Genomic DNA, 23,592 nt, shown 5'->3' on the forward strand with positions numbered 1-23,592 from the left:
GTTGCAGCGGAACCGACAAAGTTCCGAACATCGGCCTCGCGAGCGATGCAAACCGTCAATAGCCCTGTGCGTATGCGCGAGTTGCTGTTCCACCAAATCAGCTTCAAGCTTGGTTCATCCTCGGCGTGGCAGCTTGGCGCATTTTCTAACATGGCCCCCAAACCACGTGCGTGAGTTGCCGTTGCCGAGGAACTGCTCCAGCGCGCCTTGTCCGTAGGCCGAGTTCGATCCATCGGCCAACTACGCGGGCCAATCATTCCCATCTGAGCGGCCTTCCTATTGGCGCGGTCTCAACCTGTTGTCGGCAACTGTGCTGGCGCGAGTGCGTTCCATGCTTCTGCGAAATGTTCTTCGGTGCCGCGACTGGCGCCACCGGGCACGCAACGTGAGCGTGATTTCCCAACCGTCGCGTCCGTGCCTGACCAGCATTGTCGACTATCGGGGCCGGCTGCCCGCACGCTTTGATTCGTGCAGCACTAGAGTTGATCCTTTTCTCTGCCGGAGCGACTGGCATTTTCGACATCATCCTGACCGCACATCAAGCCGCCCCAACAGGCGATGGTCTCGAAAAGGAGGCCGCGTTACACGCGCGTGCACATCAGTGCGCAGCGCAGTTCCACGAAGCGAGGTTGAAAAAAAGCGCAATGGGTTTGTGCGTCGATCAATCTCTGCAATAGGGCATCAAGCACTTGAACGCAGCAGCCGTCGAGTGGCTTGCAAGTTGAAATAGGAGACCGGGTTGCAAACACATTTTTCGCGCATCAATCAGTCCAAGGCCGTCTTCGATGATATTTATGCCCTGGATGATCCCAGGGCATATTTCTCTGTCCTGGGAGATTTGGATTACATGATCCCGGACGTGGCCGAGCCGGTTGTGCGCCAAATTCTGGCAGCGAAGGTTTCGGAAACCGGCGTCAAGCCGACCGTGCTTGATGTTGGCTGTTCATACGGAATCAACGCAGCGGTGCATCGGTTTCCACTGACTTTCGGGGGCTTGCGCCATCGCTACGCCCGACGCGAGATGAGGGCGATCGGTTCTGAGACATTGGTGCGTCTCGATCGCAATTTTTATGCGGCTTGGCCGGATGTCGGTCTCGCGCGATTTATCGGTCTCGATGTATCGGCGCCGGCGATAAGGTATGCGACGGGTGTTGGTCTGCTTGAGCAGGGCATTGTCGCAGATCTTGAAACGGAGGCGCTCTCGACCGACAGCGCGCATCTTGTCCGATCCGCGGATGTCATCATGTCGACTGGGTGCATCGGCTACGTCACCGAGAAGACGTTCAGCAAGATTCTCGATGCGACGGAGAAGCGTCCATGGATCATTTCGTTCGTGCTACGAATGTTCCCGTTCGATTCTCTAGCCGCGACGTTCGCGAAGCGTGGCCTTGTGACGGAGCGTCTTGCCGGCGCGACTTTCATCCAGCGTCGTTTTCGCGATGCTGAGGAGTTTGAAAGTTGCTTGGCCAGCCTGGCGGCTCTTGGCATCGATGCTACCGGTCTTGAGTCGGAAGGGCTGTTTCACGCCGATCTGATGTTGTCCCGCCCTGAGGCGGATGCGCGCGCCGCTCCCCTGGAAGACATTGTCACTGTTGCCAGCGGCAGGGGGCGTCCGATCGGACCCCGTTATGTCCATGTTGAGGGCGACGACGGCTTGCAGGTCGCGTTGGAGCCGTGACGGACTCGCTTTCCGAAGATGGGCGTGGGTGTGACCCAGGGACCTGTGCCTCCAAGTGAATCATGCCCTGACGCCTGCTTGGTCATTTTCTGCCAGTTCTGCAGTCTACAGGGAGGCCCTGTCCATGACAGCTTCGCCGATTTCGAATCCGTCCAATTCCGTGCCGTATATCGAGATCGATGCTGTATCGAAATCCTACGATGGGGGGCGGAGTGTTGCTGTTTCCAACGTATCGCTCGACGTGCAGCAGGGTTCACTGGTCGCGCTCGTGGGCGGCTCGGGATCCGGCAAGACCACGCTACTGAAGACGATCAATCGACTGGTCGATCCTGACGTTGGAGAAGTCAGGATCGACGGAGTGCCTGTAAGCGAAGCCGAACCGCCGATGCTGCGGCGGAGCATCGGCTACGTCTTTCAGGGGATCGGTTTGTTTCCGCACATGCGCGTTGCCGACAACATTGCCGTAACACTCAGGTTGCGTGGCTGGCAGGCGAGCGAGATCAAAGCGCGGGTGGCCGAAATGCTGGATATGGTGGACTTGCCGCAGGATTACGCCGGCCGCTTTCCGCACATGTTGTCCGGAGGTCAGCGCCAACGGGTTGGCGTCGCGCGTGCAATCGCCGCCCGACCGCGCATTGTTCTGATGGACGAGCCGCTGGGTGCGCTCGATCCTGTCACCCGCGACAGCCTGGGTTCTTCCTACCGCGAGCTGCACGACCGGTTCGGCATGACGACCCTGATGGTCACCCATGACATCCAGGAAGCTGCGCTGATGGCTGATCGAATCGTCGTCATGAAGAACGGCCGCGTACTCGCGGACGATACGCCGCACACGTTGATGATGGGCTCTGGTTCTGACGATCCGGACGTGACCGCCTTGATGGAAGTCCCGCGACGTCAAGCGGAACGCATCGCCGCGCTTGCGACCAAGAACGGACCTGCTCGTGCCTGATGCCGGCGCAGAGCTGCTTTCCAGTGCCCGATTAGACGCGTTGTTCGACGCCTGGCGCCTGCTTCCCACCTATCTCACACCACATATTGTACTTTGCGCCACGGCGCTGGCGCTTGGACTGCTCGTCAGCCTGCCGCTGGCTGCCCTCGCAGCGGAACGACCATGGCTACGCAGGCTGGTGCTTGCCATCGCCAGCTTGATCCAGACCATACCGGGACTTGCGTTGCTCGCACTGTTCTATCCATTGCTCCTTGCGCTCTCGACATTGACGGCACGGCTCTTCGGCTTCGGTATCCCCGCACTGGGATTCCTGCCGACGCTGATCGCATTGACGCTCTATGCGATGCTTCCGATCTTGCGCAACAGTGTGGTTGGTTTGAATGGCGTCAGTCCAGCTATCGTCGAAGCGGCAGAAGGCGTTGGTATGACGCCTCAGCAGATTCTGACGCGCGTCAAGGCGCCGCTCGCCACGCCCGTCATCATGGCCGGGGTGCGGACTGCAGCCGTATGGACGATTGGAGCAGCCACGCTTTCCACGCCCGTCGGCCAAACCAGCCTTGGCAATTACATTTTTACGGGGTTGCAAACCGAGAACTGGGTTTCCGTGCTGTTCGGCTGCATCGCCGCGGCCGGGCTTGCTCTGATCACCGACTTCTGTCTCGGTCTCGTGGAGACAGGGGCGTCTGAACGCAGCAGGAAGCGTGTGGTGTTCGGCATCGCCGGGCTTGCTCTCGGCACGCTCGCCGGTTTCGCGCCGCTGCTCTCGAACGAAGCAGAAACCTATGTCATCGGCGCGAAGAGCTTCTCCGAACAGTTCATTCTGGCGGACCTGATGGGTGACCGGCTGAAGGCCGAAGGGGTCGGCGTAACGCGTAAGGACGGGCTCGGTTCGGCTATCGCCTTTCGCGCGCTGGCTCACAATGACATTGATGCTTACGTCGATTACTCCGGCACGCTCTGGCGCAACGTTATCGGTCGCACCGATATGCCACGGCGCGAGGAGATGCAGGCGGAGATCGTCCGCTGGATGAAAGCGGAGCAGGGTGTCACGGTACTCGGTGCGCTTGGTTTCGAAAATGCCTACGTTCTCGCGATGAAACGGGAGAGAGCGCAGGAATTAAACGTCACCTCGATTGCCGATCTTGCTCGTGTTGCACCTCAACTCACCATCGGCGATGACCTTGAGTTTTTGGGCCGACCGGAATGGCGCTCGCTTAAGGATGCCTATGGTCTGTCGTTCAGAACGCGACGCTCGTACAATCCAACGATCATGTATCATGCTCTCGAGGCCGGCGAGGCCGATGTCATCTCCGCGTTCTCCAGCGACGGGCGTATCGCGGCGCTTGATCTGCTCGTGCTGGCTGACCCGAAGCATGCGATACCTTCCTATGATGCGCTGATCCTCATCGCGCCAAAGCGCGCCGCCGATGCGCGGCTGAAGCGAGCACTTGTTCCGCTTGTCGGCTCGGTGCCCGTTGAGGCGATGCGCGCCGCTAACCTCATGGTCGACGGCGATACGGACAAGGCTTCTCCGGAAGAGGCGGCGCGAGCCTTGGCAAAGGCCGTGCATTTGCAGTCGCGATAAGTACGAGAACACGATCAGGGGCGTTCTCGTTCGGGGTTCGACCATCGCCGATGGGGCGCGCTCGAGGTCGCGAACGAAATGGCGCGTCACGCAATGAACGATCACTTCGGCAGCGTGATTCATAATGAAGCCACGAATCGTTGTCACGAATGTACAACCGTATTTGGGGATGACAATGCGGGCAAAAAGAGTGGAAAGGGCGGTTGGTTCCAACCAATCGCTGCTTGAACTGCTCCAGGCAGAACTTGCAGCCCTCAACTCGCAAATCGAAGCGGTTGAAAAGACGCGGGCAGAAACGCAATCGATCGATGAGTTGAGAGAGTGTGCGATCCGCGCGTGTCGACGGATCGACGAGATTCGTTCCGTCGTTGCCGCCGAACAGTCGAATGACGCGCCCAACAGCGCAACTCCTGAATCTCCGTCTACGGTCGCTCGTTGAAGTTCGAGACGCTGTTTTAAGTCCCGGGGTCCTGGGCGGTAGACGCGATCAAGGCGCTGGCCGAGGGGGCGGCGATGCTCCGCTCGCTCGTCTGCGGCGGTCGTCCTGAAGGCGACGACGAATCTCGACCTGCGTCATGCGCTTGGGCATCGGCCCTAACCAAAAAAGCGTCCCTTAGATCCCGACAGCGGTGCGTGTCGCAATCAGCCAACTTCCGGGTGTAGCGCGATCAGCAAGATCGCCACCGCGACCACTGCGAGCCAGCATTCAGCGGCGATGATGGCCCATTCGGTGCCTGTTCGATTTTTCATTGGCGCCACCTTTTTCGACGGCTCCGACGTGAGTCTGAGGGGCTTCAACGTCGAAGCTGTCTTCGCCAGTGCTTCGGCCTATCCGAGTTTGATGCGCTGTGGGGCTCGGCTGATCCGAATGACGATCAGATCACACTCGGCCTTGGATGGAAGTGCACTTTGTGCCAACGCAACTGGTTCCGCTGTCCTGCTTGTATCATGGTTCATGCACAACGCAGGTCGTCCTTCGTGCGGCACCCAATTGTGTTGCCGCCAGTGCATTCCAAGCCAGGCCGAAGCTCAGTCCGATGGACGACACTTGATCCGCGTTAAGCGCAAGCCTGATTTCCCATCCGCGTCCATGCTGGCGTGAAATCAAAACCTCGGACGACCCAAATCCGCGCACGTCGCGTTTCCATTCGCGCAGCATTAGAATCAATTCCTTCTCTTCCGCGCTCACTTCTATTCTCGACATCGCCATCACCGCGCATCAAGCCACCCCAACCGGCAAAGCTATTGAGCGCCGCAACGCCGCGTCAACACGCGCGCGTGCATATCCGACAATGGCACTTCACGGCTGTCGCCCATCTCGCAAGCTCCGCTGACGCAAGCGACGGCCCCGACGTGCTGTCTGAGGGCCGCGCCGGAGCCGTCTTTGCCAGTATTTCGGATTGGCCGAGCCGATGCGCGTGCTCGGTCGATCCGATGTACGCAATGAGATCACAACCGCCTCGTGATGGGATGTGCAGTCCGTGCCAACAGCACGAGTTCCATGGTCACGATTGCATCATAATCAATCAACAACCAAAACGCCCACGCGTGTTGCTGTTCCATCGAATGCGTTTCACTTTGCATTTTCCTCGGCGGTGGTGGGCGACTCATGATCCAGCACTGGACTCGCAAAGTGTGTCGGCTAGCACTCGCCGGGGAACGGAGGCCATGATGAAACGCTGCGACCGCAAGCGCTCCGACATGACGCCGTGCGTGATTACCGACGGCGCGGATGCCTATAGCTTCGAGAGCGATCAGGACACCCACCCGATCTGCGTTGGCTGCGGTCGCAGCCCGCAAGTTACAGGCGTGGCGCCACCCGCCGATTGGGCTGAGCAAGTTGCCGACTATCTGAAGGCCGTGCAGATCAGGCAGCGGCGCTGAAGCCTCGCAGCGCGCGGCGCCCATGCAGCAGATCCGACCGGCCTGCCCAATCCACCAGCCCGGCCGAACCGCTCGCAACGGGCCTCCTGTTCGCGCTCGATCAGCCCGATGAGCGCTAGCTGCCATCGTCCCTTGCAGGTCAGTTCCATGACGCATTGATCGTCGTGCGTCATGTCGTCACGGATCAGTCCGTCAACGTGCGTCAATCGACCGCGCTAGAGGCTTCCAATCCGGGAGGAACCACCGTTCCAACGAAAAAGCTCCGGGCCTTTGTTTGGCCCGGAGCTCTCATGTCGCTTGGAGTTAAGCGAGCGATCAGTACCTGGCGACGGCCGGGCCGCCCAGGTTGAACCTGTAGTTCAAGCCCGCCTTGATGGTGTGCTGGTCGTTGCGGAAGCTGCCGATAAAGCCGAGAGAATCGGACACGTTGACGGTGCCGAAGTCATAGTACTGGTATTCGAGCTTGCCCGACCAGTTCTGGGTAAACATGTATTCGAGACCGGCACCGACGGTGTAGCCGTCACGGCCGCCGTCGCCGCCGAAGCCGTTCGAGAAGCGCGTGTCAGCCCAGGCATAGCCGCCCTTGACGTAAAGCAGCGCCGGACCCCAAGTGTAGCCGAGGCGGCCGGTTACCGAACCGAGGCCACGATTGGCGAAGCTCGAACTGGTATCCAGAAAACTATAGTTGGCTTCAAGACCCAGCACCCAGCTCGGCGCGAACTGGTAATCATAGCCAGCCTGCACGCCGCCCATGAACACACCGTCGTTGCCACCGCCGAAGCCGGGGGCGAGGACGTTGTCGTTGCCACCGAACGCACCACCGACGTGACCACCGATGTAGAAGCCGGTCCAGTTGTAGATCGGGGTCGGAGCAACATAGGGCGGAGCCTTGGTGTAGGGCTGAGGCGCGAGATCAGCCGCGGAAGCGGGCGCGACCGCGCCGAGCGCGATCATGCTGGCGGTGACAAGCAGAATTTTCTTCATCTTTTTCATTCCAACTTTCTTGTACTAGCCCAGCCCCAAGTTCATCGCCTATCAGACACGTGCGGAATTGCTGTAACTTGGCTGCAACAGGCGGCGCCAAACGCGGGCCGCTAACGACAAAGGCGAGGGACGCTTGGCGTTAGGAGAGCTTGGAACTTTCGTGACGCGGATTATGCATTGCAGATCACATCCCGGCGCAACGTGTCGGTGGATAGATGATTATCTTCGCATGGAACTGGGGCGAGCCCGAAGACGACTGAGTGCGAAGCGCGGGTCTGCAGTGCTTGTCGACCCAAAAGGGAGAGTCACTGTCGGGCTTCTGTCCCGTAGCGGAACGAAATGGGAGGCCCCGACGCATACCAGCCCCGCGCCGCAGTCTTTTTGCGTGCATCCCGCGATAATGCAGGGCAGCGTCCCGATGATGGGAGTCCTGAACCAGGCTGCGTCAATTACCGGAGAGGATGTAGCGGCGGACTCGGCCGATGAGCCACGAGCTAAGGCCAAGGGTGGCGATGACGACTCCAACTATTGGGGCAAACGCCACGTAATGGCGACAGGTCATCGATTGGAGCGTTATCGTCAGCCTTCTCGCTCGCTGGACGGCGCCGTTCTCGTGAAAACGGCGTGCTGTGCGTTCGGCCCGTAATGCGGCCACACTCTCTGCGCTTGCAACGCGAACTCGGCTTCGTCGCTCGCGCTGAACTAGGAGCGCTTCTCGAGCCGCGGCCGCGGCCCTTCGGTGATGCGGAACCGGGACAGCACGTCGGTGCGAATGGCGCCGCGGAGGATTTTGCCGATCCCATTGCGCGGCAATTCGTCGAGGGCAATCAGCAGGCGCGGGCGCTTGTAATCGGTCATGGTCGGCACCACGCGATTGATGCGCTCCTCCCAGCCTGGCGCAGGATTTTCCACCGCTGCCAGAATGATCTCGCCCCAATAGTCCGAGGGAATGCCGACCACCGCGACTTCCGATGGCTGCAGCGCCGGCGCAAGCAATCGTTCGACCTCTTCCGGCGCTACTTTGTAGCCGCCCGACTTGATGACGTCGGCGCTACGGCCGGTGAGGTGCAGCCGGCCGCGTGCATCGAGATAGCCGAGATCGCCGGTTTCGTGGAATTCATTCGGTGCGAGCGCGCTAAAACCCTCGGTGGTGAGATACCCGGTCATCAGGTGTTGTGCACGGATCAGAACCTCGCCGCCCGCCGCGGCCGGCCGGCCGTCCTCGCCGCGGATGACGATCTCAACACCGGGAGCGGGCCAGCCGACGCAGGCGTCCTCGCCTCCGGATGCATACCAGGACTCGGTCTCCTCGGCTTCAAGCACTGTGATCGGATTGAATACCTCGCTCTTGCCATAGGTCACCCGCACCACGGGGCCGAACATCTCCTTGACGCGCGCGTAGAGCGTGGGCTTCAGCACGGCCGTGCCGCAGAAGATCGTGCACAGCGACGAGAACTGGCGCGTGCCCGCGGCAGCCACGATCTTTGCCAGCACGGTCGGCGGCGCAAACATCGCATCGCATGCGCCGCGTGCAAGGATATCAAGTACGCGCGGCGGGTCGACGCCGTCGAGCAGTGTCACGGCCGCACCCGACGACAGATAGGCATGCGTCATCAACGAGGAGCCGTGCGAGAACGGCGTCATCAGCAGGACATTGCTGGCGGCATCCGGGCGGAACGGCAGGTTTGCCCGCAGCAATATGTTGGCCGTCCAGCGGCCGATCTGGCTGTGAACCGCGCCTTTCGGGCGTCCGGTGGTGCCAGAGGTGAAGACGATACGCGCCGGCGCGTCGCCGTCGACCTGCGGAAAGGCGGCCGGATCCAACGCGGTCCGTTCGATGCTTTCGACCTCGATGATGTTCGGACCGCCGGCAGCCTTTTCGGTCGCGAGGGCCGCGCCGGTGATCAACAGGCGAACGTTGGAGACCGCGAGGCAGTAAGCGCGCTCGTCGCTGCTCAGCGCAGGGTTGATCGGGACTTCGACGGCGCCCGCCAGCATGACGCCGAAAGTGGCCGCAGCGGCGTCGGCGCTGTTGCGGTACAATGTAGCCACGGCATCTGTCGGGCCGATCCCGGCCTGGATCAGGGCATACGCAACGCCGGCAGCTTTGGCGAACAACTCCGCATAGGACGTTGTGCCGGCGGCGTCGACGACAGCCGGCCTGTTGCCGTAGCGGAGCGCGAGCGCGGAGAATTCGCCGGCCCAATGGATTGATTTCGATGACATGCTCGAGCTCTCCGTCGAGACGATCCGCGTTGCTAGCCCGCGCCGTAGACCAGATTGGGCAGCCAAAGCGAAAGCTGTGGGACATAGGTGATGATCGCAAGGCACAGCAGCAGCAGGCCGAGGAACGGCAGAACGCCGCGCACCACTTCGGTGACCGGCGCCGTGGAAATCGTGGCCAGCACGTAGAGGTTCAGTCCGACCGGGGGATGAACCAGCGCGATCTCCATGTTGTGGGTGAAGACGATCGCGAAATGGACGGGATCGATTCCGAGCGGCTTCAGCGCAGGCGCAAGGATCGGCATTACCACCAGCAGCGTGGCGGCGACCTCGAGAAAGCATCCGAGCACGAGCAGCAGCACGTTGATCGCGAGCAGGAATTGCCAGGGATGAAGCTGGTTGTCGAGCGTGAACTTCACCAGCGAGGCCGGGATGCCCGAGTCCGTCATCCAGTGGCCGAATGCCAAAGCGGTCGCGACGATGATCATGATCGTCGCGGCACTCTTGATTGCCTCGGCGATCACCTCGAGTGTCTGGCTGACCTTAAAGCCGCGATAGAAGAACAGGCTGACGAGAAGAGCCACCGTGGCCGAGACCGCGGCTGCTTCGGTGACCGTCATCAGGCCGCCGTAGATTCCGACCATCACGATGAAAGGTACGCAAAGCGCGGGCAGGGCATTGAGACTCATCCGCACCAGTTCGGCGCGAGGCACGGACGGTTCGCGCGGCAACTCGTATTTGTGCGAGTAGTAGAACACCCAGCCGAAGAACATCGCTGCCTGCAGCAGCCCGGGCATGATGCCGGCCAGGAACAGGCGCGGCACGGACTGCTCTGCGATCAGCCCGTAAAGAATCAGCGACAGGCTGGGTGGAATCACGATGCCGATCGTGCCGGAAGCGCCAACTACGCCAAGCGCAAAATGACGCGGATAGCCGCGCTCGATCATCGCCGGCACCAGAATGGTGCCCATGGCGAGCGCAGTCGCAACTGAGGAGCCGCAGATCGCGGCAAACAAAGTACATGACACCACCGTCACGAGACCGAGTGCGCCCCGCAATCGTCCGAACCAGGCGATCGCGACATCGACCAGTGCCTTGGCGACGCCGCCGCGCCGCATGAATGCGGCGGCCATCACGAACAGGGGCAAGGCCATCAGTGTGCTGGAATTCATTTCATCGGCGATCTTCTGCGCGATCGCCACCAGAGGCTGGTCGCTGAAGCCGAACAGGACCGCCGCGCAGAGACCCAACACCAGAAAGATCGGCATTCCCGCGCAGAGCAGCCCGAAGAACATCAGCAGGAAAAGCATCGTCCACATCGTGTCGGTCTCGTTGCTGCTGGACCTGAAGCATCCCGATGCGGGACCACGACGGTCAGTTTGCCGATGGCAGATCGGTCATCAAGACGGCTGACGTCGCCGCCGATCGCTCAGTGATCGTGAACGGCGATGACCATGGTGGCGGGATCGAAGCGGAAGACGAGCAAATAAAGCTTGATGACGTAGCGCAACAGCATCAGTACGGCGCCGGTCAGGATGGCCGAGTAGTAGATCCACATCGGGAATTCGAGGCCCGTGATGCTGCGCTCGTCGAGGCTGCGGGCGACATCCGCAACCTGGAAGCCGCAATAGGCCAGGCCGCCACAAAACAAGATCGCGACACAGCAGTTGAATGCCTCGACCCATCTTTGCCCTTGCGGCGGCAACAGTCGCAGGACGACGTCGGGCCTGACATGCCCATCGGTCCGGACCAACTGGCTCGACGCCAGAAACACCGCCCAGACCGTCAGATAGACCACGACCTCCTCGCCATTGATGAAAGCGAAGTTCTTGTTCACGTAGCGGCCGATGACCTGAGCGGTCCCGACCGTCAGTGCGGCGGCACCAAGAACTCCAATCAACAGGAGTTCAAGCCTGTTCCAGATCTTCATCATGGGTGGCAATCAATGGCCGATGGTCGTTACATCCGCTTGCACCTGCTGCAGCAAGGCGGGCGAAATCCGCAACTCCTTCGCGATGCCGTCCTGCAAAGGCAGCATCTTGGCGCGGACCTCAGCGAGCGCGCTCTCGGACGGCGAAACGAACACGATGCCGTTCTTCTCCAGCGTGTGGCGTGCCTCGGTCTGAGCCTCTTCCATGCTCTTGCGGTAGGCCTGGATGTTCTCCTGCCAGAGATCGACGACCAGCTTCTGGAGATCCGGCGGCAGCTTCTTGTAGAAGCTCTCGCTGATCATCGGCACGTAGAACCCGACGAATTCGCGATCCGCAAATCCATATTTCACGCCGGATTCCCAGAGCTTTGCGCTGGCAAGGCTTTCATCGGTCGAGCTCAGCCCGTCGAACGTGCCTTGCGAGAGCGCCAACGGTACGTCCGGCCAGGCTGTGACGTTCGGCGTTGCATTGAAGAACTTGGCCCGCGCCGATTGTCCCGCTCCGCCGGAGTTGCGGATCTTCATGCCGGCCTGATCGGCGAAGTCGCGGATCGCCTTGTTGGTGCTGTAGGTGTTTTGATATCCGAGCTGCAGCCAGGGGCCGAGCAATTTGACATCAAGCTTGCTCTCGAATTGCTTGTTGATGATCTCGCCGATCTTGCCGTCGGCAGCAGCATAGACCACCGGGTAGGGCTGCCCGAAAAATGCCGGCAGCTGGAAGACGTCTGCATCGGGGACGAAGCCGGTCAGCACCCAGGTGCCGGGGATCGCCATCTCGACGGCGCCCTGACGCAGCGCCTTCACCACGTCGCGGTCGCGAAACAACTGGCCGCTGTGGAACAGCTCGGTCGTGATCCGGCCGCCGGATTTTTCCTGCAGCTTCTTCAGGTAGTCGGCGGCAGACAATGTCCGTCCGTGTGTCGCCGACGTGTCCACCGAAGCCCGCAGCTTGAACTGAGGTTCGGCTGCTAGCGCTCCCTGGCTGCACTGAATCGCAAGCACGGCAAGCACGGCCGTCACGGCGCCCCGCATCATCGAGTTTCTCCCCTTGGCCGTCGTCTTCTGTCCGCGACGGGTCACGGAAGCTAACGGGCAGGCCAGGTTGATTCAAGTGGAACGTTTCATCGCATAGGTGTGTCAGTAGCGGTGCGTCGTTTGGAGTTCTGATGGATCGTTCGATCGATATATTAAGCTACTGTTATTATTAATATTTATCTCACGGGCGGAACGGTGGCTCATCTCAAGCATAGCTGATCTGCCCTATTTTTCATGAAACGTTTCATTGACAAGGCGGCCTCCGCGCGCCTAGCGTCCCGGCGCCGAGCGATACGCGCGGCCCCGGAGCGGAACGCTTCGGGTTTCCACGCAACAAGTGGACGGCGCATGAGCCGCAACAAATTACGGGGGGAGTAATGAGCACTACGCGGAGAAATCTGCTGTTGTCCGGCATCGCCATCGGCGCTGCGCTGGCCAGTTCGAATGTTTCGGTGATGGCGGCGGGACAGGAATTGACGCTCGGCGTCGTCGGCGTTCTGTCGGGTCCCGCTGCGCAATGGGGCCTCGCGCTGCGCGGCGCGGTCGAACTCGTCGCTGCCGAGGCCAACCGGGACGGCCTGATCAAGGTCGACGGGGCGCCATGCAAGGTCAACGTCGTTGCCATCGACAGCAAATACACGGCCGAAGGCGCCGCCGCTGCGGCCAACACGTTGGCAGGGCAGGGCGTTAAATTCATCATCGGTCCGATCGGCTCGCCCGAGCTCACCGGCGTGAAGCCGATCGCCAAGCGCAATTCGATGCTGGTGATGGGCAACGGCTACGCCAAGGATGCGCTATCGCCGCAGTTGCCGCTGGTCTTCCACATGGGGCCGGGTCCGTCGGGCTGGGCCGAGCCGATCATCAAGATCGCCAAGCAGAAGTTCGGCATGAAGAGCGTGGTGCTGGTCGCGCCGAACGACCAGGGTGGCACGGATATCGCGAGCGTCGACGCCGACGCATACAAGAGAACCGGCATCACAGCTTCCGAAGAATACTATCAGCGTGGCACCACCAATTTCGCGCCGATCGTGACCCGGATCATGAACGCGAAGCCCGACGCCGTCGATCTCGCTTCATCGCCCCCTGGCGACGCCGGCATCATCGTGAAGCAATTGCGTCAGGCTGGCTTTGAGGGACCGATCGGACGTCTCGGCGGTCCGGGATACACCGAAATCTCCCGCGTCGCCGGTGGCGACGAGGTGCTGAAGGACTTCTATTGGTACGAGCCGGTTCTCATCGACGAGAAAGTGCAAATGATCGCCGACGAGTACAAGAAGCTGCTCGGTGCCGAACGGCCGGAAAACAATCTGTTCTTTCAGTGGGTCTCCGCCGCCCGCATGGTAACCAAAGCCATCGCCAAGGCCGGTACCATCTCGGACACGGCCAAGGTTGCCGAGGCCCTGCGATCGTTGCCGGTTGAGGATCCCAATATCGGTCCCGGACACTGGATCGGGCAGGATTTCTTCGGCATCAACCAGGAACTGTCGTTCCCGTTCGGCGTCGGACTCGTGGAAAAAGGCAAGCTGCAACCGACCATCAGGGTCGAAGCGGCCGGCGGCAAGTAGCGGGTACTCCGTGCAAGGTTTTGTCGCCACCTGCCTCATCGGCATCAGCCTGGGTGCGCAGTACGCGCTGCTCGCCCTCGGCTTCACCCTGATCTTCGGCATTCTCGGAGTCGTCAATTTCGCGCATGGCGGCTTCTACGTTCTCGGAGGATATCTCGCCTATTCCGCGGTGACGTATCTCGGCATGCCCTACGCGCTGGCGGTGATCTGCGCGGCGCTGGGCACCATGCTGCTCGGATTCCTGTTCGAACGCTTCGTGCTGGATCGCGTGATTGACGATCATCTGGCGACGCTGATGCTGACGCTCGGCCTCTATTTGATGATGTCGAGCGGCATATTGGTGGTGTTCGGACCGCAGTCTCCGGCCTTCGCCTTTCCATTGACCGGTGTCATTCATGGCCATGGCTTCTTTGTGCCGATCGAGAATCTCGTGGTGCTGGGCGTCTGCATCGTCGGGATCCTGTCGATCTACGGCCTGATCTATTACACCGATTTCGGTCGCGCGCTGCGTGCGCTGGCCGATGACCGCGCGGTGGCGACGGCGCAGGGACTGCGTCCGGCGATTCTGTTTCCGGCCGCCTTTGCCCTGGCGACGGGGCTCGCCGGCCTCACCGGCGCGCTGGTCACACCGATCCTGTCGCTCGCGCCGCATATCGGCGATCCCGTGCTGGCGACGTCCTTCCTGATCGTCATTCTCGGCGGTCTCGGTAGCGTCGGTGGTGCGACAGTCGCGGCTTTCATCGTCGGCATGGCGGAGGCGTTCTCTGCGGTCTATCTCGGTGGGTCGAAGGGCGCACTCGCGCTGTTCGTGCTCGTCCTGGTCATGCTGGTCGTCAAGCCATCGGGTCTGTTCGGTCACCGGGTTCGGGGAGCTTGAGCACATGACAGCCCGCACCCTTTCCAAGCGCGGCGACCTGGCCGAGGCAGCAAGCGTCGTGGTCATCGCGGCCGCTTTCGTAGTTCCCTGGCTCAGCCAGAACCCGATGGTCTATTCGCTGGCCAACCAGATGCTGATCGCGATTACGGCCGCGTTCAGCGTCTACATCATGCTGCGCATGAATCTGATGACCTTCGCGGTGCCGACCTTCATGGCGATCGGCGGTTACACCGTCGCGATCCTGGGGCTTCGTCACGGCGTGACCGATGTGCTGCTGCTGGGGCTTGCGAGCTTCGTGGTGCCGGCGCTGTTTGCGCTGCCGCTCGGCGCGCTGGTGCTCCGTCTGACCGGCGTCTATTTCGTGCTGGTCACGTTCGTCCTCACCGAGATCACGCAACTGTTGCTGTTTGAAACGCCGGGGTGGACCGGCGGGTCCAATGGACTGGTCGGGATGCCGGCCGTGACGCTGTTCGGGCTGGAGCTCGCCGACAACCGCGCGGTGCTGCAGGTCACGATCGGGCTGGCGCTCGCCGGTGCTATCGTCACCGCTGCGGTGACCCGCACGCTGCGCCAGCATTTCGCGGCGATCGAGGAGAACGAACTGCTCGCCCAGAGTCTCGGCCTTGTCGTCTGGCACTACAAGGCGTTCGGCTTCGCCATCGCGGCGGGCGTATCCGGGCTCGCCGGCTTCGCCCTCGTCAACATGCTGCTCACCGCTCATCCGACCTCGTTCAGCGCGCTGTCATCGGTCAACTACATTGCCTATGCGATCATCGGTGGGAAGAGCAGCATGCTTGGCCCGGTTGTCGGTGGCGCTCTGCTGATCTGGGCGGGAGACGTCTTCGCGTTGCGCGGGGAGTATTCCCAGTTCCTGTTCGGCTTCCTGATCGTGGTGGTGGTGCTGGTCGCGCGCGAGGGCGTCGTCGGGACGATCCATCGCCTCAGCGTCCGCATGCTTTCGCCATCGTCGCCGTCGCGGTCCTCCACCGTCGCCTCGTCGCCGACGCTGAGCGTGCCCAATGCGATGGAGCCCCTGCAATGACGACTGAACGCACCGGACGGACCGACGGCGGCGCGCTGCTCGAGGTCGCAGCCATCTCCAAGCGTTTCGGCGGGCTGCATGTCTTCGACAATGTCAGCTTCGCCATCCCGCCAGGCGATGTCCTTGGCGTCATCGGGCCGAACGGCGCCGGCAAGACCACGCTCATCAATGTCATTTGCGGCATGTTGCCGCCGACCACCGGCCGGGTGCGGCTCGACGGCAAGGATATGACCGGCAAGCCGCTGCATGCCGTCAGTCGCATGGGAATTATCCGCAGCTTCCAGCAGACCAACACCTTCCGCATGGCATCGGTCCGCGAGAATATTTCGCGGGCCCTTCGCTTCAGCGGCAGTGGGCCCGGATGGGACAGCGTCGCGCCGCTGATCGACGAGTTCGAGCTTGAACCGCAGCTCGACGAGCAGAGCGACAAGCTGCCGTACGGGCTCCAGAAGATGCTCGGTCTCATTCTGGCCTGCGCCGCCCGGCCGAAAGTCCTGCTGCTCGACGAGCCGGCGGCCGGCCTCGAGCGGCGGGAGCGCCTGCGGGTCGATGCTTTCGTGCGCCACGTGAGGACGGAGCTCGGTTGCGGGGTCCTGATCGTCGAGCATGACATGGATCTCGTGCGCCGCCTCTGTCCGAGAATACTGGTGCTCGATTCCGGTCGTGTCCTGGCCGAAGGCGCTCCGGCCGACGTCCTGGCACGCAAGGACGTCATCGACGCCTATCTCGGGACAGTGGACGAGGAGGCGGCCTGATGCTGGCGGTGAAAGACCTCGAAGTCCGCTATGGCGGCATCACGGCAATCAGCGGCGTCTCGATCGACGTCGCCGAGGGCGAGACGGTCCTGCTGATCGGCGCCAATGGCGCCGGCAAGTCGAGCCTGATCAACGCCATCATCGGTCTGGTCCAGGCCTCGCATGGCAGCGTGCGCTTCGCGGGCCGTGATCTCAGTGCCGTATCCTGCGATGGGCGCGCGCGGGCCGGAATTGGGTATTCGCCCGAAGGCCGCCGCGTATTCCCGACCATGTCGGTCGCCGACAACGTCCTGAGCGGCGCCTGCTGGCACGGCGGGGCGAGCCAGCGCCAAGCCTGGGCCTGGCTCTGTGGCATCTTTCCGATCCTGAAGGAGCGCGCCAGCCAGCCGGCCGGACAATTGTCGGGGGGACAACAGCAGATCGTCGCCTTGGCGCGCGCCATGAGTTCGTTTCCCAAGCTGCTGCTGCTGGATGAACCCTTCCTCGGGCTCGCGCCGGTGTGGATCGCGCAGATCAGCGAGGCGATCCGCCATATGCAACAGCGCGGCACGACCATTCTCATGACCGAGCAGATGGCGCGTCCGGCGCTCAAGCTTGCCACACGCGGCTACGTGATGCGCGGTGGCGAGGTCAGGCGGAGCGGCACCGTCGCCGAAATTCGCGACGTTGCGCTTGCCGAGGAGTATTTGTGATGTCCGCTACTTTGAACGCCACTGCGCTGCTCGGGACCTTCGCCGCAACGACGTCGGCGAGCGAACTGTCCCCGGATGTCGCCACGAAGGCAGCCATTTGCCTGCTGGACTCGCTGGGGCTCGCGCTCGCGGCGCGACACGAGCCGACGGCCGCGGCCGCGCGCGCGATGTCCGCGGAGGTGCTGCCTGGACCGCGCACCGCGCGCATCTGGGCGAGCGGCAAACATGCCGCGCTGTCCGAGGCGGTTCTCGCCAACGGCATTGCCGTTCACGCCCATTTTCAGGACGACACCGACCACGATTCATGGACGCACCCGGGATCCCTGATTGCGCCGGTCGCGGTGTCGCTTGGCGAATCGCTGGATGCGCCGCTGCGCACCGTACTGACCGCTCTCACGGTCGGCTATACCACGCTTAAATGGCTTGGTGCGGGTGAAGTCGTTGCCCGCGGCCTGATCGGCCGGGGCGTGCGGACCAGCCCGACCTTCGGCACGATCGGCGCCGCGGCGGCGGCCGCAGCCGAACTTGGGCTCGATGCACCGAGGTCCACCAGCGCGGTTGCAATCGCGGCCTGCACGACCGGCGGCACGCTGGAGCCGGTGCGCTGCGGCTCCGACGAATGGCGCGTACAGAACGGGCGCGCCGCCCAGGGCGGGCTGGTGGCCGCGGAGCTTGCGGCGCGCGGCGTCCAGGGGGCGCCTGATGCGCTGGAAGGACCGAAGGGGTTGTTGCGCTCGCTTGCCGGCCTCGATCGCACGCCAGAACAATGGCAGCGAGGCCCCGATGTCGCGACGATGATCGGCATCATGGCAAAGCCGTTCGCAACCCTGGGCGACAACATGTCGGCGGTGCTGGCGGCGCAGGTGCTCTACCGCGACGGCATCGATCTGTCGCAGGTGAAGCGGATCACCGTGACGATCTGGGAGCCCTATACGCAATATCCGGGAACGTCCTTCAAGGGACCGTTCACGCGGACGGTGCAGACCCAGGCCAGCACCGCCTTTGCGGTCGCCGCCATGCTGCGTTACGGCCGCCTCGACTACGAGATGGGCGTCGAGCACCGCCAGGACCGGGAGATCATGGCACTCGTCGGAAAGACGATCGTCGAGCCGGACGCGGTCGGCACCCATCTCGACGCGACCGTCGAGTTGGAGATGGAAAATGGTGCGCGTCTTCGCCGGACCGCGCGCGAGGCGCCCAAGGTTCTGGTGTTCCAGGACGAAGCCCGCGCCACCGAGGTTTTTGATAGCCGCCTGGCCGGCACCGGAATTCCGGCCGGCGAAGGCGCCAGCCTTGCGGCCGAGGTTTTCGCCTCGGCACGTAGTGGCGGATCGATGCCTGTGCGCAGGCTGCTCGACCGCCTGACCCGATCTCAAAGGGATGCGATCAAATGAAACTTGGACTTGAAGGCAAGACTGCGATCGTCACTGGCGGCAGCAAGGGCATTGGTCTCGAGACCGTACGCTTGCTGGCGGAGGAGGGTGTCAAGGTTCTGGTCTGCGCGCGCCGCGAGGACGCGCTGGCCGAATGTCGTTCTGACGTCGAGCGGAGCACCGGCGTCAAGGTCGAAACGCTGTCGCTTGATGTGACGGATCTGAAGCAGATCGAGCGGCTGCCGGCGGTCGCCCGCGACCGTCTCGGCCGCGTCGACATCCTGGTCAACAATGCCGGCACCGGCACCTACAAGCCGTTCCTCGAAGTCACCGACGAGGAACTGCAATACGGCATGGCGATCAATTTCTTCGCTCAGTTCCGTATCTGTCAGCGCATCATTCCGATCATGATCGAGCAGAACGGCGGCAGCATCGTCAACGTGTCGGGCGAAACCGGGATCATGGTGACGATGCCGCCGTTCCTGTCGTCATGCACCGGTCCGGCCAAGTCGGCAGAAATCCGCTTCTCCAAGATTCTCGCCAACGAATTCGGGCCGCACAACATTCGCGTCAACTGCGTCGTTCCCGGTTTCGTCAATACTCCGGAACGTTTTGCAAAATGGGAGCGCGAACTCGCCAAGCGCGATCTGGGCGAAGAGGAGGCGGAAGCCGAACGCAAGCGCTGGTCGGAAAACAATTCGATGCGAAACACGCGCTGGGGCACGCCGGAGGAACTCGCGAATTTGATCGTCTTCGCGCTGTCCGACCGCGCGAGCTTCGTCAACGGCGCGGTGCTGGTTGCCGACAATGCGCAGGACAAGTCGTGAAAGCGACGCCGCTCGACATGATGAATCGATTGATGGCAACAGGAACGGCGGCGGCCCTTGCGGCAGCCGGGAGGATTTGATGGACGTTGACAAGCCGCTCGCTGGTATCACCGTGGTTGAACTCGGACACAGCGTGGCCGCCCCCTATGCCGGACTGATTCTGGCCGATCTCGGCGCGCGTGTGATCAAGGTCGAGAATCCCAAGAGCGGCGATTATGCGCGTGGCTGGGGGCCGCCGTTCTGGAATGGAACGGCAAGTGTGTTCCATAGTCTCAATCGCGGCAAGGAAGGCATCACCGTCGATTTCGGCGCAGCGGAGGATTGCGAGAGGCTGAAGTCGCTGATCCTGAACGAGGCCGATGCCGTCATCCAGAATCTGCGGCCTGGCATTCTGGACAAGTTTGGTCTCACCGCGGATGCGCTCAGCGCCGCGAAGCCATCGCTGATCTGGTGCGACATCGGCGCGTTCGGCGCCAAGGGGCCGCTCGCCAGCAAGCCCGGCTACGATCCGCTCGCCCAGGCCAGCACCGGCATCATGAGCGTCACCGGCGAGGGCGGCCGGCCGCCGGTGCGTGTCGGCGTCTCGCTGGTCGACATGGGCTCCGGCATGTGGGCAGTGATCGGCATGCTCGCTGCGTTGGTGGCGCGCAACAAGGGCGGTCAGGGTCGCAGCGTTGCGACCTCGCTTTACGAGACCGGGCTCGCGTGGATGACCGTTCCGCTGGCCGGCTATGCGGCGTCAGGTGAGGTGCGCAAGCCCTATGGATCGGGCACCGCGGAAATCGCGCCCTATCAGGCATTCGAGGCGTCCGACGGATGGCTGATGATTGCCGCCGGCAACGACAATCTGTTCCGCAAGCTGTGCGTGGCGTTGAGCCTCGAGGCGCTTGCGCATGATCCTGACTTCGCGACCAACGCGGCAAGGGTCGTCAACCGCGAACGACTGATCCGGCAAATCGCGGCCGCGGTGCGTAAGTATACGGTCGATGCGCTTGGCGGCATTCTCGACGGCGCCGGGGTTCCCAATGCACCGCTGCTGACCACCGATCAGGTTGCGGAGCATCCGCAAACCCGCGCCCTCGACATGATGGTGCGATGTGCTGGCGACGATATCGATCTTGTCGGCGTTCCGCTTGCCTTCGACGGTACGCGACCGCGCGCACGCACCGCTGCGCCGGCGCTCGGCCAGCACAATGCCATTCTTCGAAAGCCTGCGAGCAAGGGAGCCATCAATGCGAACTGATTTCCAGGCCATCAAGGTCGAACGGCGTGATGGCGATATCCTGCTGGTGACGTTGCACCGGCCGGAAGCGTCCAATGCGATGAACACCCAGATGGGCCTCGATCTGGTGGAATTGTTCGAGGGCTTCTCGACCGACATCGAAGGGTTGCGCGCGGTGATCCTGACTGGACACGGCGACAAGGCGTTCTGCGCCGGGGGCGATCTGAAGCAGCGCAACGGCATGACGGACGAGGCCTGGCAGGCACAGCATCTGGTCTTCGAGCGCATGCTGCGCGCTCTGCTGGGCTGTCCAATTCCCGTGATCGGCGCGATCAATGGTGCGGCTTATGGCGGCGGCTGTGAGATCGCGGCTGCGCTCGACTTCGTCTACGCCTCGACCAATGCACGCTTCGCGCTGACCGAAGTGACGCTCGGCATCATGCCAGGTGGCGGCGGCACGCAGAATCTGCCGCGCGCCGTCGGCGAGCGCCGCGCCAAGGAATTGATCCTGTCCGGCCAGCCGTTCTCGGCTGCCGAGGCCGAGCAGTGGGGGCTGGTCAATCGGGTGCTGCCGCCAGGGGAATTGCTGGAGGCGACCTTCGCCATCGCCCATCGCATCGCTGCCAATGGCCCGATCTCGGTGCGCCAGGCCAAGCAGGCGATCCATCGCGGTTTGCAGATGTCGCTCGCCGATGGCCTCGCCTTCGAGATCGAGGCCTACAACCGTCTGGTCCCGACCGCGGACCGGCGCGAGGGCGTGCTGGCGTTCAACGAGCGCCGCAAACCCAACTTTCAAGGCAAGTAGGAGGAGGCGCGAAATGCGTGAGAAAGCTCATGTTCGCGAGGTCGGACCCCGCGACGGCATTCAGATGGTCAAGACCATCTTGCCGAGCGCGCGCAAGCTGGCCTGGTGCCGTGGCGCGGTGGAGGCCGGAATCCGCGAGATCGAGGTGACCTCATTCGTGCCGGCCAAGGTGATCCCGCAATTTGCCGACGCGGAGGAGGTGGCCCGCGGCGCGCTGACAATGCCGGGCTTGCGGCCGTCGGTTCTGGTTCCGAATCTGAAGGGGGCCGAGCGCGCCTTCGCGCTCGGTGTGCCAATCGTCAACTATGTGCTGTCGGCGAGCGAGGAGCACAACCAGGCCAATGTTCGCCGCAGCACCGAGGAGTCGTTGCAGGATTTCGCGCGCATCGCCGCGGCGCGCGATAAGCGCGCCGGAGCACGAATCGGACTTGGTGCGGGCATCGCGACCGCGTTCGGCTGCACCATCTCGGGGGCGGTATCGGAGGCACGAGTGGTCGAGATCGCGGTGCGGCTCGCCGGGATGGGCGCCGACGAGATCATCGTCGCCGATACGGTCGGCTATGGCGATCCAGGTCAGGTCCGCCGCCTGATGGGCGCGGTGATCGCAGCGGTGCGTCCACTGCCGGTCGCCTGCCACTTCCACGACACGCGCGGTCTCGGTCTCGCCAATGTGACGGCGGCACTGGATGCGGGTGTACGCGCCTTCGACGCATCCCTCGCCGGACTCGGCGGCTGTCCGTTCGCACCCGGCGCCACCGGCAACATCGACACCGAGGATACCGTCTTCCTGCTCGAGCAACTTGGTTTCGATACCGGCGCCGATGTCGAGCGGCTGGTTGCCTTGCGACGCGAGGTCGAGAGCTGGCTGCCCGGCGAACGGTTCTCTGGCGCGATCGCCCGCGCCGGCCTGCCCAAAACGTTCCGCGTGTCGGCCAGCGCCGCCGCCTGAAAGGATATGACATGAACTATCACGACGCCGCCCAAACCGCCGACATGGAGGTCACCGTCACGTTGGGCGAGGATTTCTCCGACCTGCGCAACACGGTGCGGCAGATCTGCAAGGGCTTTCCGGGCGAATACTGGCGCAAGCTCGACGATCAAAGCGCCTATCCGACCGAATTCGTCGCGGCGTTGACGGAGGCGGGATTCCTCGGCGCGCTGATCCCGGAGGAATACGGCGGTTCGGGCCTGCCGCTGCGTGCGGCGGCAGTGATCCTCGAAGAGATCAATGCGAACGGCTGCAGCGCCAGTCCCGCGCATGCCCAGATGTACATCATGGGTACGTTGCTCCGTCACGGCAACGAGACCCAGAAGCGGACCTACCTGCCGGAAATCGCGGCGGGACGGCTGCGGCTGCAGGCCTTTGGCGTAACCGAGCCCAATACCGGCTCCGATACCACCCAGCTCAAGACCCGCGCCGAGCGTCAGGGGGACGTCTATGTCGTCAACGGCCAGAAGGTCTGGACGTCGCGGGCGCTGCACTCCGACCTGATGCTGCTGCTGGCGCGCACCAGTCCGGTCGATCAGGTGAAGCGGCGCACCGACGGACTTTCGGTGTTCCTCGTCGACTTGCGTGAGGCCAAGGGCAACGGCGTCGAAATCTGCCCGATCAAGGCGATGGTCAATCACAATACGACAGAGGTGTTCATCGAGAACCTGAAAGTGCCGGTCGCCAATCTCATCGGGGAGGAAGGCAAGGGCTTTCGCTACATCCTCGACGGCATGAACGCCGAACGAATCCTGGTTGCCTCCGAATGTGTGGGCGACGGACGCTGGCTTCTCGGCAAGGGCGTCGCCTATGCCAATGAGCGGCGCGTCTTCGGACGATCGATCGGCCAGAATCAGGGCATCCAGTTTCCACTGGCGCGCGCCTACGCCGAACTCGAAGCCGCCGACATGATGTGCCGCCGTGCCGCCGCGCTGTTCCAGGCCGGGCAGCCCTGCGGAGCAGACGCCAACATCGCCAAGCTGCTGGCGTCGGAGGCCACCTGGAAAGCGGCCGATACGACATTCCAGACCCATGGCGGCTTCGCCTTTGCGCAGGAATACGACGTCGAGCGCAAATGGCGTGAGGTCCGTCTTTACCAGACAGCCCCGATCTCGACCAACATGGTGCTGGCCTATGTGGCGCAGCACGTGCTCGGTCTTCCGCGTTCCTACTGA

Annotated in this window: 22 protein-coding genes; 16 read left to right on the forward strand and 6 right to left on the reverse strand. The window is 62.7% G+C overall.

Annotation, left to right across the window (positions count from 1 at the left end; translation table 11 throughout):
* Window positions 1-739: 739 nt before the first annotated feature.
* The 4 genes from J2R78_RS22935 to J2R78_RS22950 all read left to right on the forward strand — a co-directional run bounded on the left by J2R78_RS22935 (window position 740) and on the right by J2R78_RS22950 (window position 4,654).
* Entirely contained in the window at window positions 740-1,678 is a 939-nt protein-coding gene (locus tag J2R78_RS22935; protein WP_253606938.1) for a class I SAM-dependent methyltransferase, read from the forward strand.
* A 124-nt stretch (window positions 1,679-1,802) separates the two neighbouring features.
* On the forward strand, window positions 1,803-2,630 hold the full coding sequence (locus tag J2R78_RS22940) for an ATP-binding cassette domain-containing protein (protein ID WP_253606939.1): 828 nt from the start codon (window positions 1,803-1,805) through the stop codon (window positions 2,628-2,630).
* A gap of 40 nt (window positions 2,631-2,670) precedes the next feature.
* Window positions 2,671-4,215 (forward strand): ABC transporter permease/substrate-binding protein, encoded by a 1,545-nt coding sequence (locus J2R78_RS22945; RefSeq protein WP_253609885.1) that lies wholly within the window; start codon window positions 2,671-2,673, stop codon window positions 4,213-4,215.
* A 175-nt stretch (window positions 4,216-4,390) separates the two neighbouring features.
* Window positions 4,391-4,654: a hypothetical protein gene (locus J2R78_RS22950; protein WP_253606940.1), complete on the forward strand. Its 264-nt coding sequence runs from the start codon at window positions 4,391-4,393 to the stop codon at window positions 4,652-4,654.
* A 507-nt stretch (window positions 4,655-5,161) separates the two neighbouring features.
* On the opposite strand, the gene J2R78_RS22955 is transcribed toward J2R78_RS22950, so the two are convergent.
* The gene (locus J2R78_RS22955; RefSeq protein WP_225642640.1) at window positions 5,162-5,425 is read right to left on the reverse strand and encodes a hypothetical protein; all 264 of its coding nucleotides are present in this window, start codon (window positions 5,423-5,425) and stop codon (window positions 5,162-5,164) included.
* Between the two features lie 461 nt (window positions 5,426-5,886).
* On the opposite strand from J2R78_RS22955, the gene J2R78_RS22960 reads away from it, so the two are divergent.
* Window positions 5,887-6,099, forward strand: coding sequence for a hypothetical protein (locus tag J2R78_RS22960; RefSeq protein WP_253636018.1), 213 nt, complete (start codon window positions 5,887-5,889; stop codon window positions 6,097-6,099).
* 315 nt (window positions 6,100-6,414) lie between these two features.
* Here the strand turns inward: J2R78_RS22960 and J2R78_RS22965 are convergent, their stop codons facing one another.
* The 5 genes from J2R78_RS22965 to dctP all read right to left on the reverse strand — a co-directional run bounded on the left by J2R78_RS22965 (window position 6,415) and on the right by dctP (window position 12,271).
* Window positions 6,415-7,083: an outer membrane protein gene (locus J2R78_RS22965; protein ID WP_057017476.1), complete on the reverse strand. Its 669-nt coding sequence runs from the start codon at window positions 7,081-7,083 to the stop codon at window positions 6,415-6,417.
* A 702-nt stretch (window positions 7,084-7,785) separates the two neighbouring features.
* Window positions 7,786-9,309, reverse strand: coding sequence for a class I adenylate-forming enzyme family protein (locus tag J2R78_RS22970; protein ID WP_253606942.1), 1,524 nt, complete (start codon window positions 9,307-9,309; stop codon window positions 7,786-7,788).
* Window positions 9,310-9,341: 32 nt separating this feature from the next.
* Window positions 9,342-10,625 carry a TRAP transporter large permease gene (locus J2R78_RS22975; protein ID WP_253589162.1) on the reverse strand — a complete coding sequence of 428 codons (1,284 nt, stop codon included), beginning with the start codon at window positions 10,623-10,625 and terminating at the stop codon, window positions 9,342-9,344.
* Between the two features lie 110 nt (window positions 10,626-10,735).
* Window positions 10,736-11,239, reverse strand: coding sequence for a TRAP transporter small permease (locus J2R78_RS22980; RefSeq protein WP_057017373.1), 504 nt, complete (start codon window positions 11,237-11,239; stop codon window positions 10,736-10,738).
* Window positions 11,240-11,248: 9 nt separating this feature from the next.
* The gene (gene dctP / locus J2R78_RS22985; protein WP_253606943.1) at window positions 11,249-12,271 is read right to left on the reverse strand and encodes a TRAP transporter substrate-binding protein DctP; all 1,023 of its coding nucleotides are present in this window, start codon (window positions 12,269-12,271) and stop codon (window positions 11,249-11,251) included.
* A gap of 377 nt (window positions 12,272-12,648) precedes the next feature.
* Here dctP and J2R78_RS22990 point away from each other — a divergent pair, with 377 nt between their 5' ends.
* From J2R78_RS22990 to J2R78_RS23040, 11 genes are all read left to right on the forward strand, one after another.
* Window positions 12,649-13,836: an ABC transporter substrate-binding protein gene (locus tag J2R78_RS22990; protein ID WP_253606944.1), complete on the forward strand. Its 1,188-nt coding sequence runs from the start codon at window positions 12,649-12,651 to the stop codon at window positions 13,834-13,836.
* Window positions 13,837-13,846: 10 nt separating this feature from the next.
* Complete coding sequence (locus J2R78_RS22995) at window positions 13,847-14,713, forward strand: branched-chain amino acid ABC transporter permease (RefSeq protein WP_225642650.1); 867 nt, start codon at window positions 13,847-13,849, stop codon at window positions 14,711-14,713.
* Window positions 14,714-14,717: 4 nt separating this feature from the next.
* Entirely contained in the window at window positions 14,718-15,755 is a 1,038-nt protein-coding gene (locus J2R78_RS23000) for a branched-chain amino acid ABC transporter permease (protein ID WP_253606945.1), read from the forward strand.
* Window positions 15,752-16,510 carry an ABC transporter ATP-binding protein gene (locus tag J2R78_RS23005; RefSeq protein ID WP_253606946.1) on the forward strand — a complete coding sequence of 253 codons (759 nt, stop codon included), beginning with the start codon at window positions 15,752-15,754 and terminating at the stop codon, window positions 16,508-16,510. Before J2R78_RS23000 ends, J2R78_RS23005 begins: the two co-directional genes overlap by 4 nt.
* Window positions 16,510-17,202 carry an ABC transporter ATP-binding protein gene (locus J2R78_RS23010; protein WP_050387518.1) on the forward strand — a complete coding sequence of 231 codons (693 nt, stop codon included), beginning with the start codon at window positions 16,510-16,512 and terminating at the stop codon, window positions 17,200-17,202. Before J2R78_RS23005 ends, J2R78_RS23010 begins: the two co-directional genes overlap by 1 nt.
* Entirely contained in the window at window positions 17,202-18,596 is a 1,395-nt protein-coding gene (locus tag J2R78_RS23015; protein ID WP_253606947.1) for an MmgE/PrpD family protein, read from the forward strand. The genes J2R78_RS23010 and J2R78_RS23015 overlap by 1 nt, the downstream gene beginning before the upstream one ends.
* A complete protein-coding gene (locus J2R78_RS23020; protein WP_253606948.1) occupies window positions 18,593-19,402 on the forward strand; it encodes an SDR family NAD(P)-dependent oxidoreductase in 810 nt (269 codons plus the stop codon). Before J2R78_RS23015 ends, J2R78_RS23020 begins: the two co-directional genes overlap by 4 nt.
* 79 nt (window positions 19,403-19,481) lie before the next feature.
* Window positions 19,482-20,645: a CaiB/BaiF CoA-transferase family protein gene (locus J2R78_RS23025; RefSeq protein ID WP_253606949.1), complete on the forward strand. Its 1,164-nt coding sequence runs from the start codon at window positions 19,482-19,484 to the stop codon at window positions 20,643-20,645.
* Window positions 20,635-21,429: an enoyl-CoA hydratase/isomerase family protein gene (locus J2R78_RS23030; RefSeq protein ID WP_253606950.1), complete on the forward strand. Its 795-nt coding sequence runs from the start codon at window positions 20,635-20,637 to the stop codon at window positions 21,427-21,429. Before J2R78_RS23025 ends, J2R78_RS23030 begins: the two co-directional genes overlap by 11 nt.
* Window positions 21,430-21,442: 13 nt before the next feature.
* A complete protein-coding gene (locus J2R78_RS23035) occupies window positions 21,443-22,378 on the forward strand; it encodes a hydroxymethylglutaryl-CoA lyase (RefSeq protein ID WP_253606951.1) in 936 nt (311 codons plus the stop codon).
* Window positions 22,379-22,389: 11 nt separating this feature from the next.
* Window positions 22,390-23,592 (forward strand): acyl-CoA dehydrogenase family protein, encoded by a 1,203-nt coding sequence (locus J2R78_RS23040; RefSeq protein ID WP_375167053.1) that lies wholly within the window; start codon window positions 22,390-22,392, stop codon window positions 23,590-23,592.

The organism is Bradyrhizobium sp. USDA 4538, from assembly GCF_024171045.1.
Classification (GTDB): domain Bacteria; phylum Pseudomonadota; class Alphaproteobacteria; order Rhizobiales; family Xanthobacteraceae; genus Bradyrhizobium; species Bradyrhizobium australafricanum.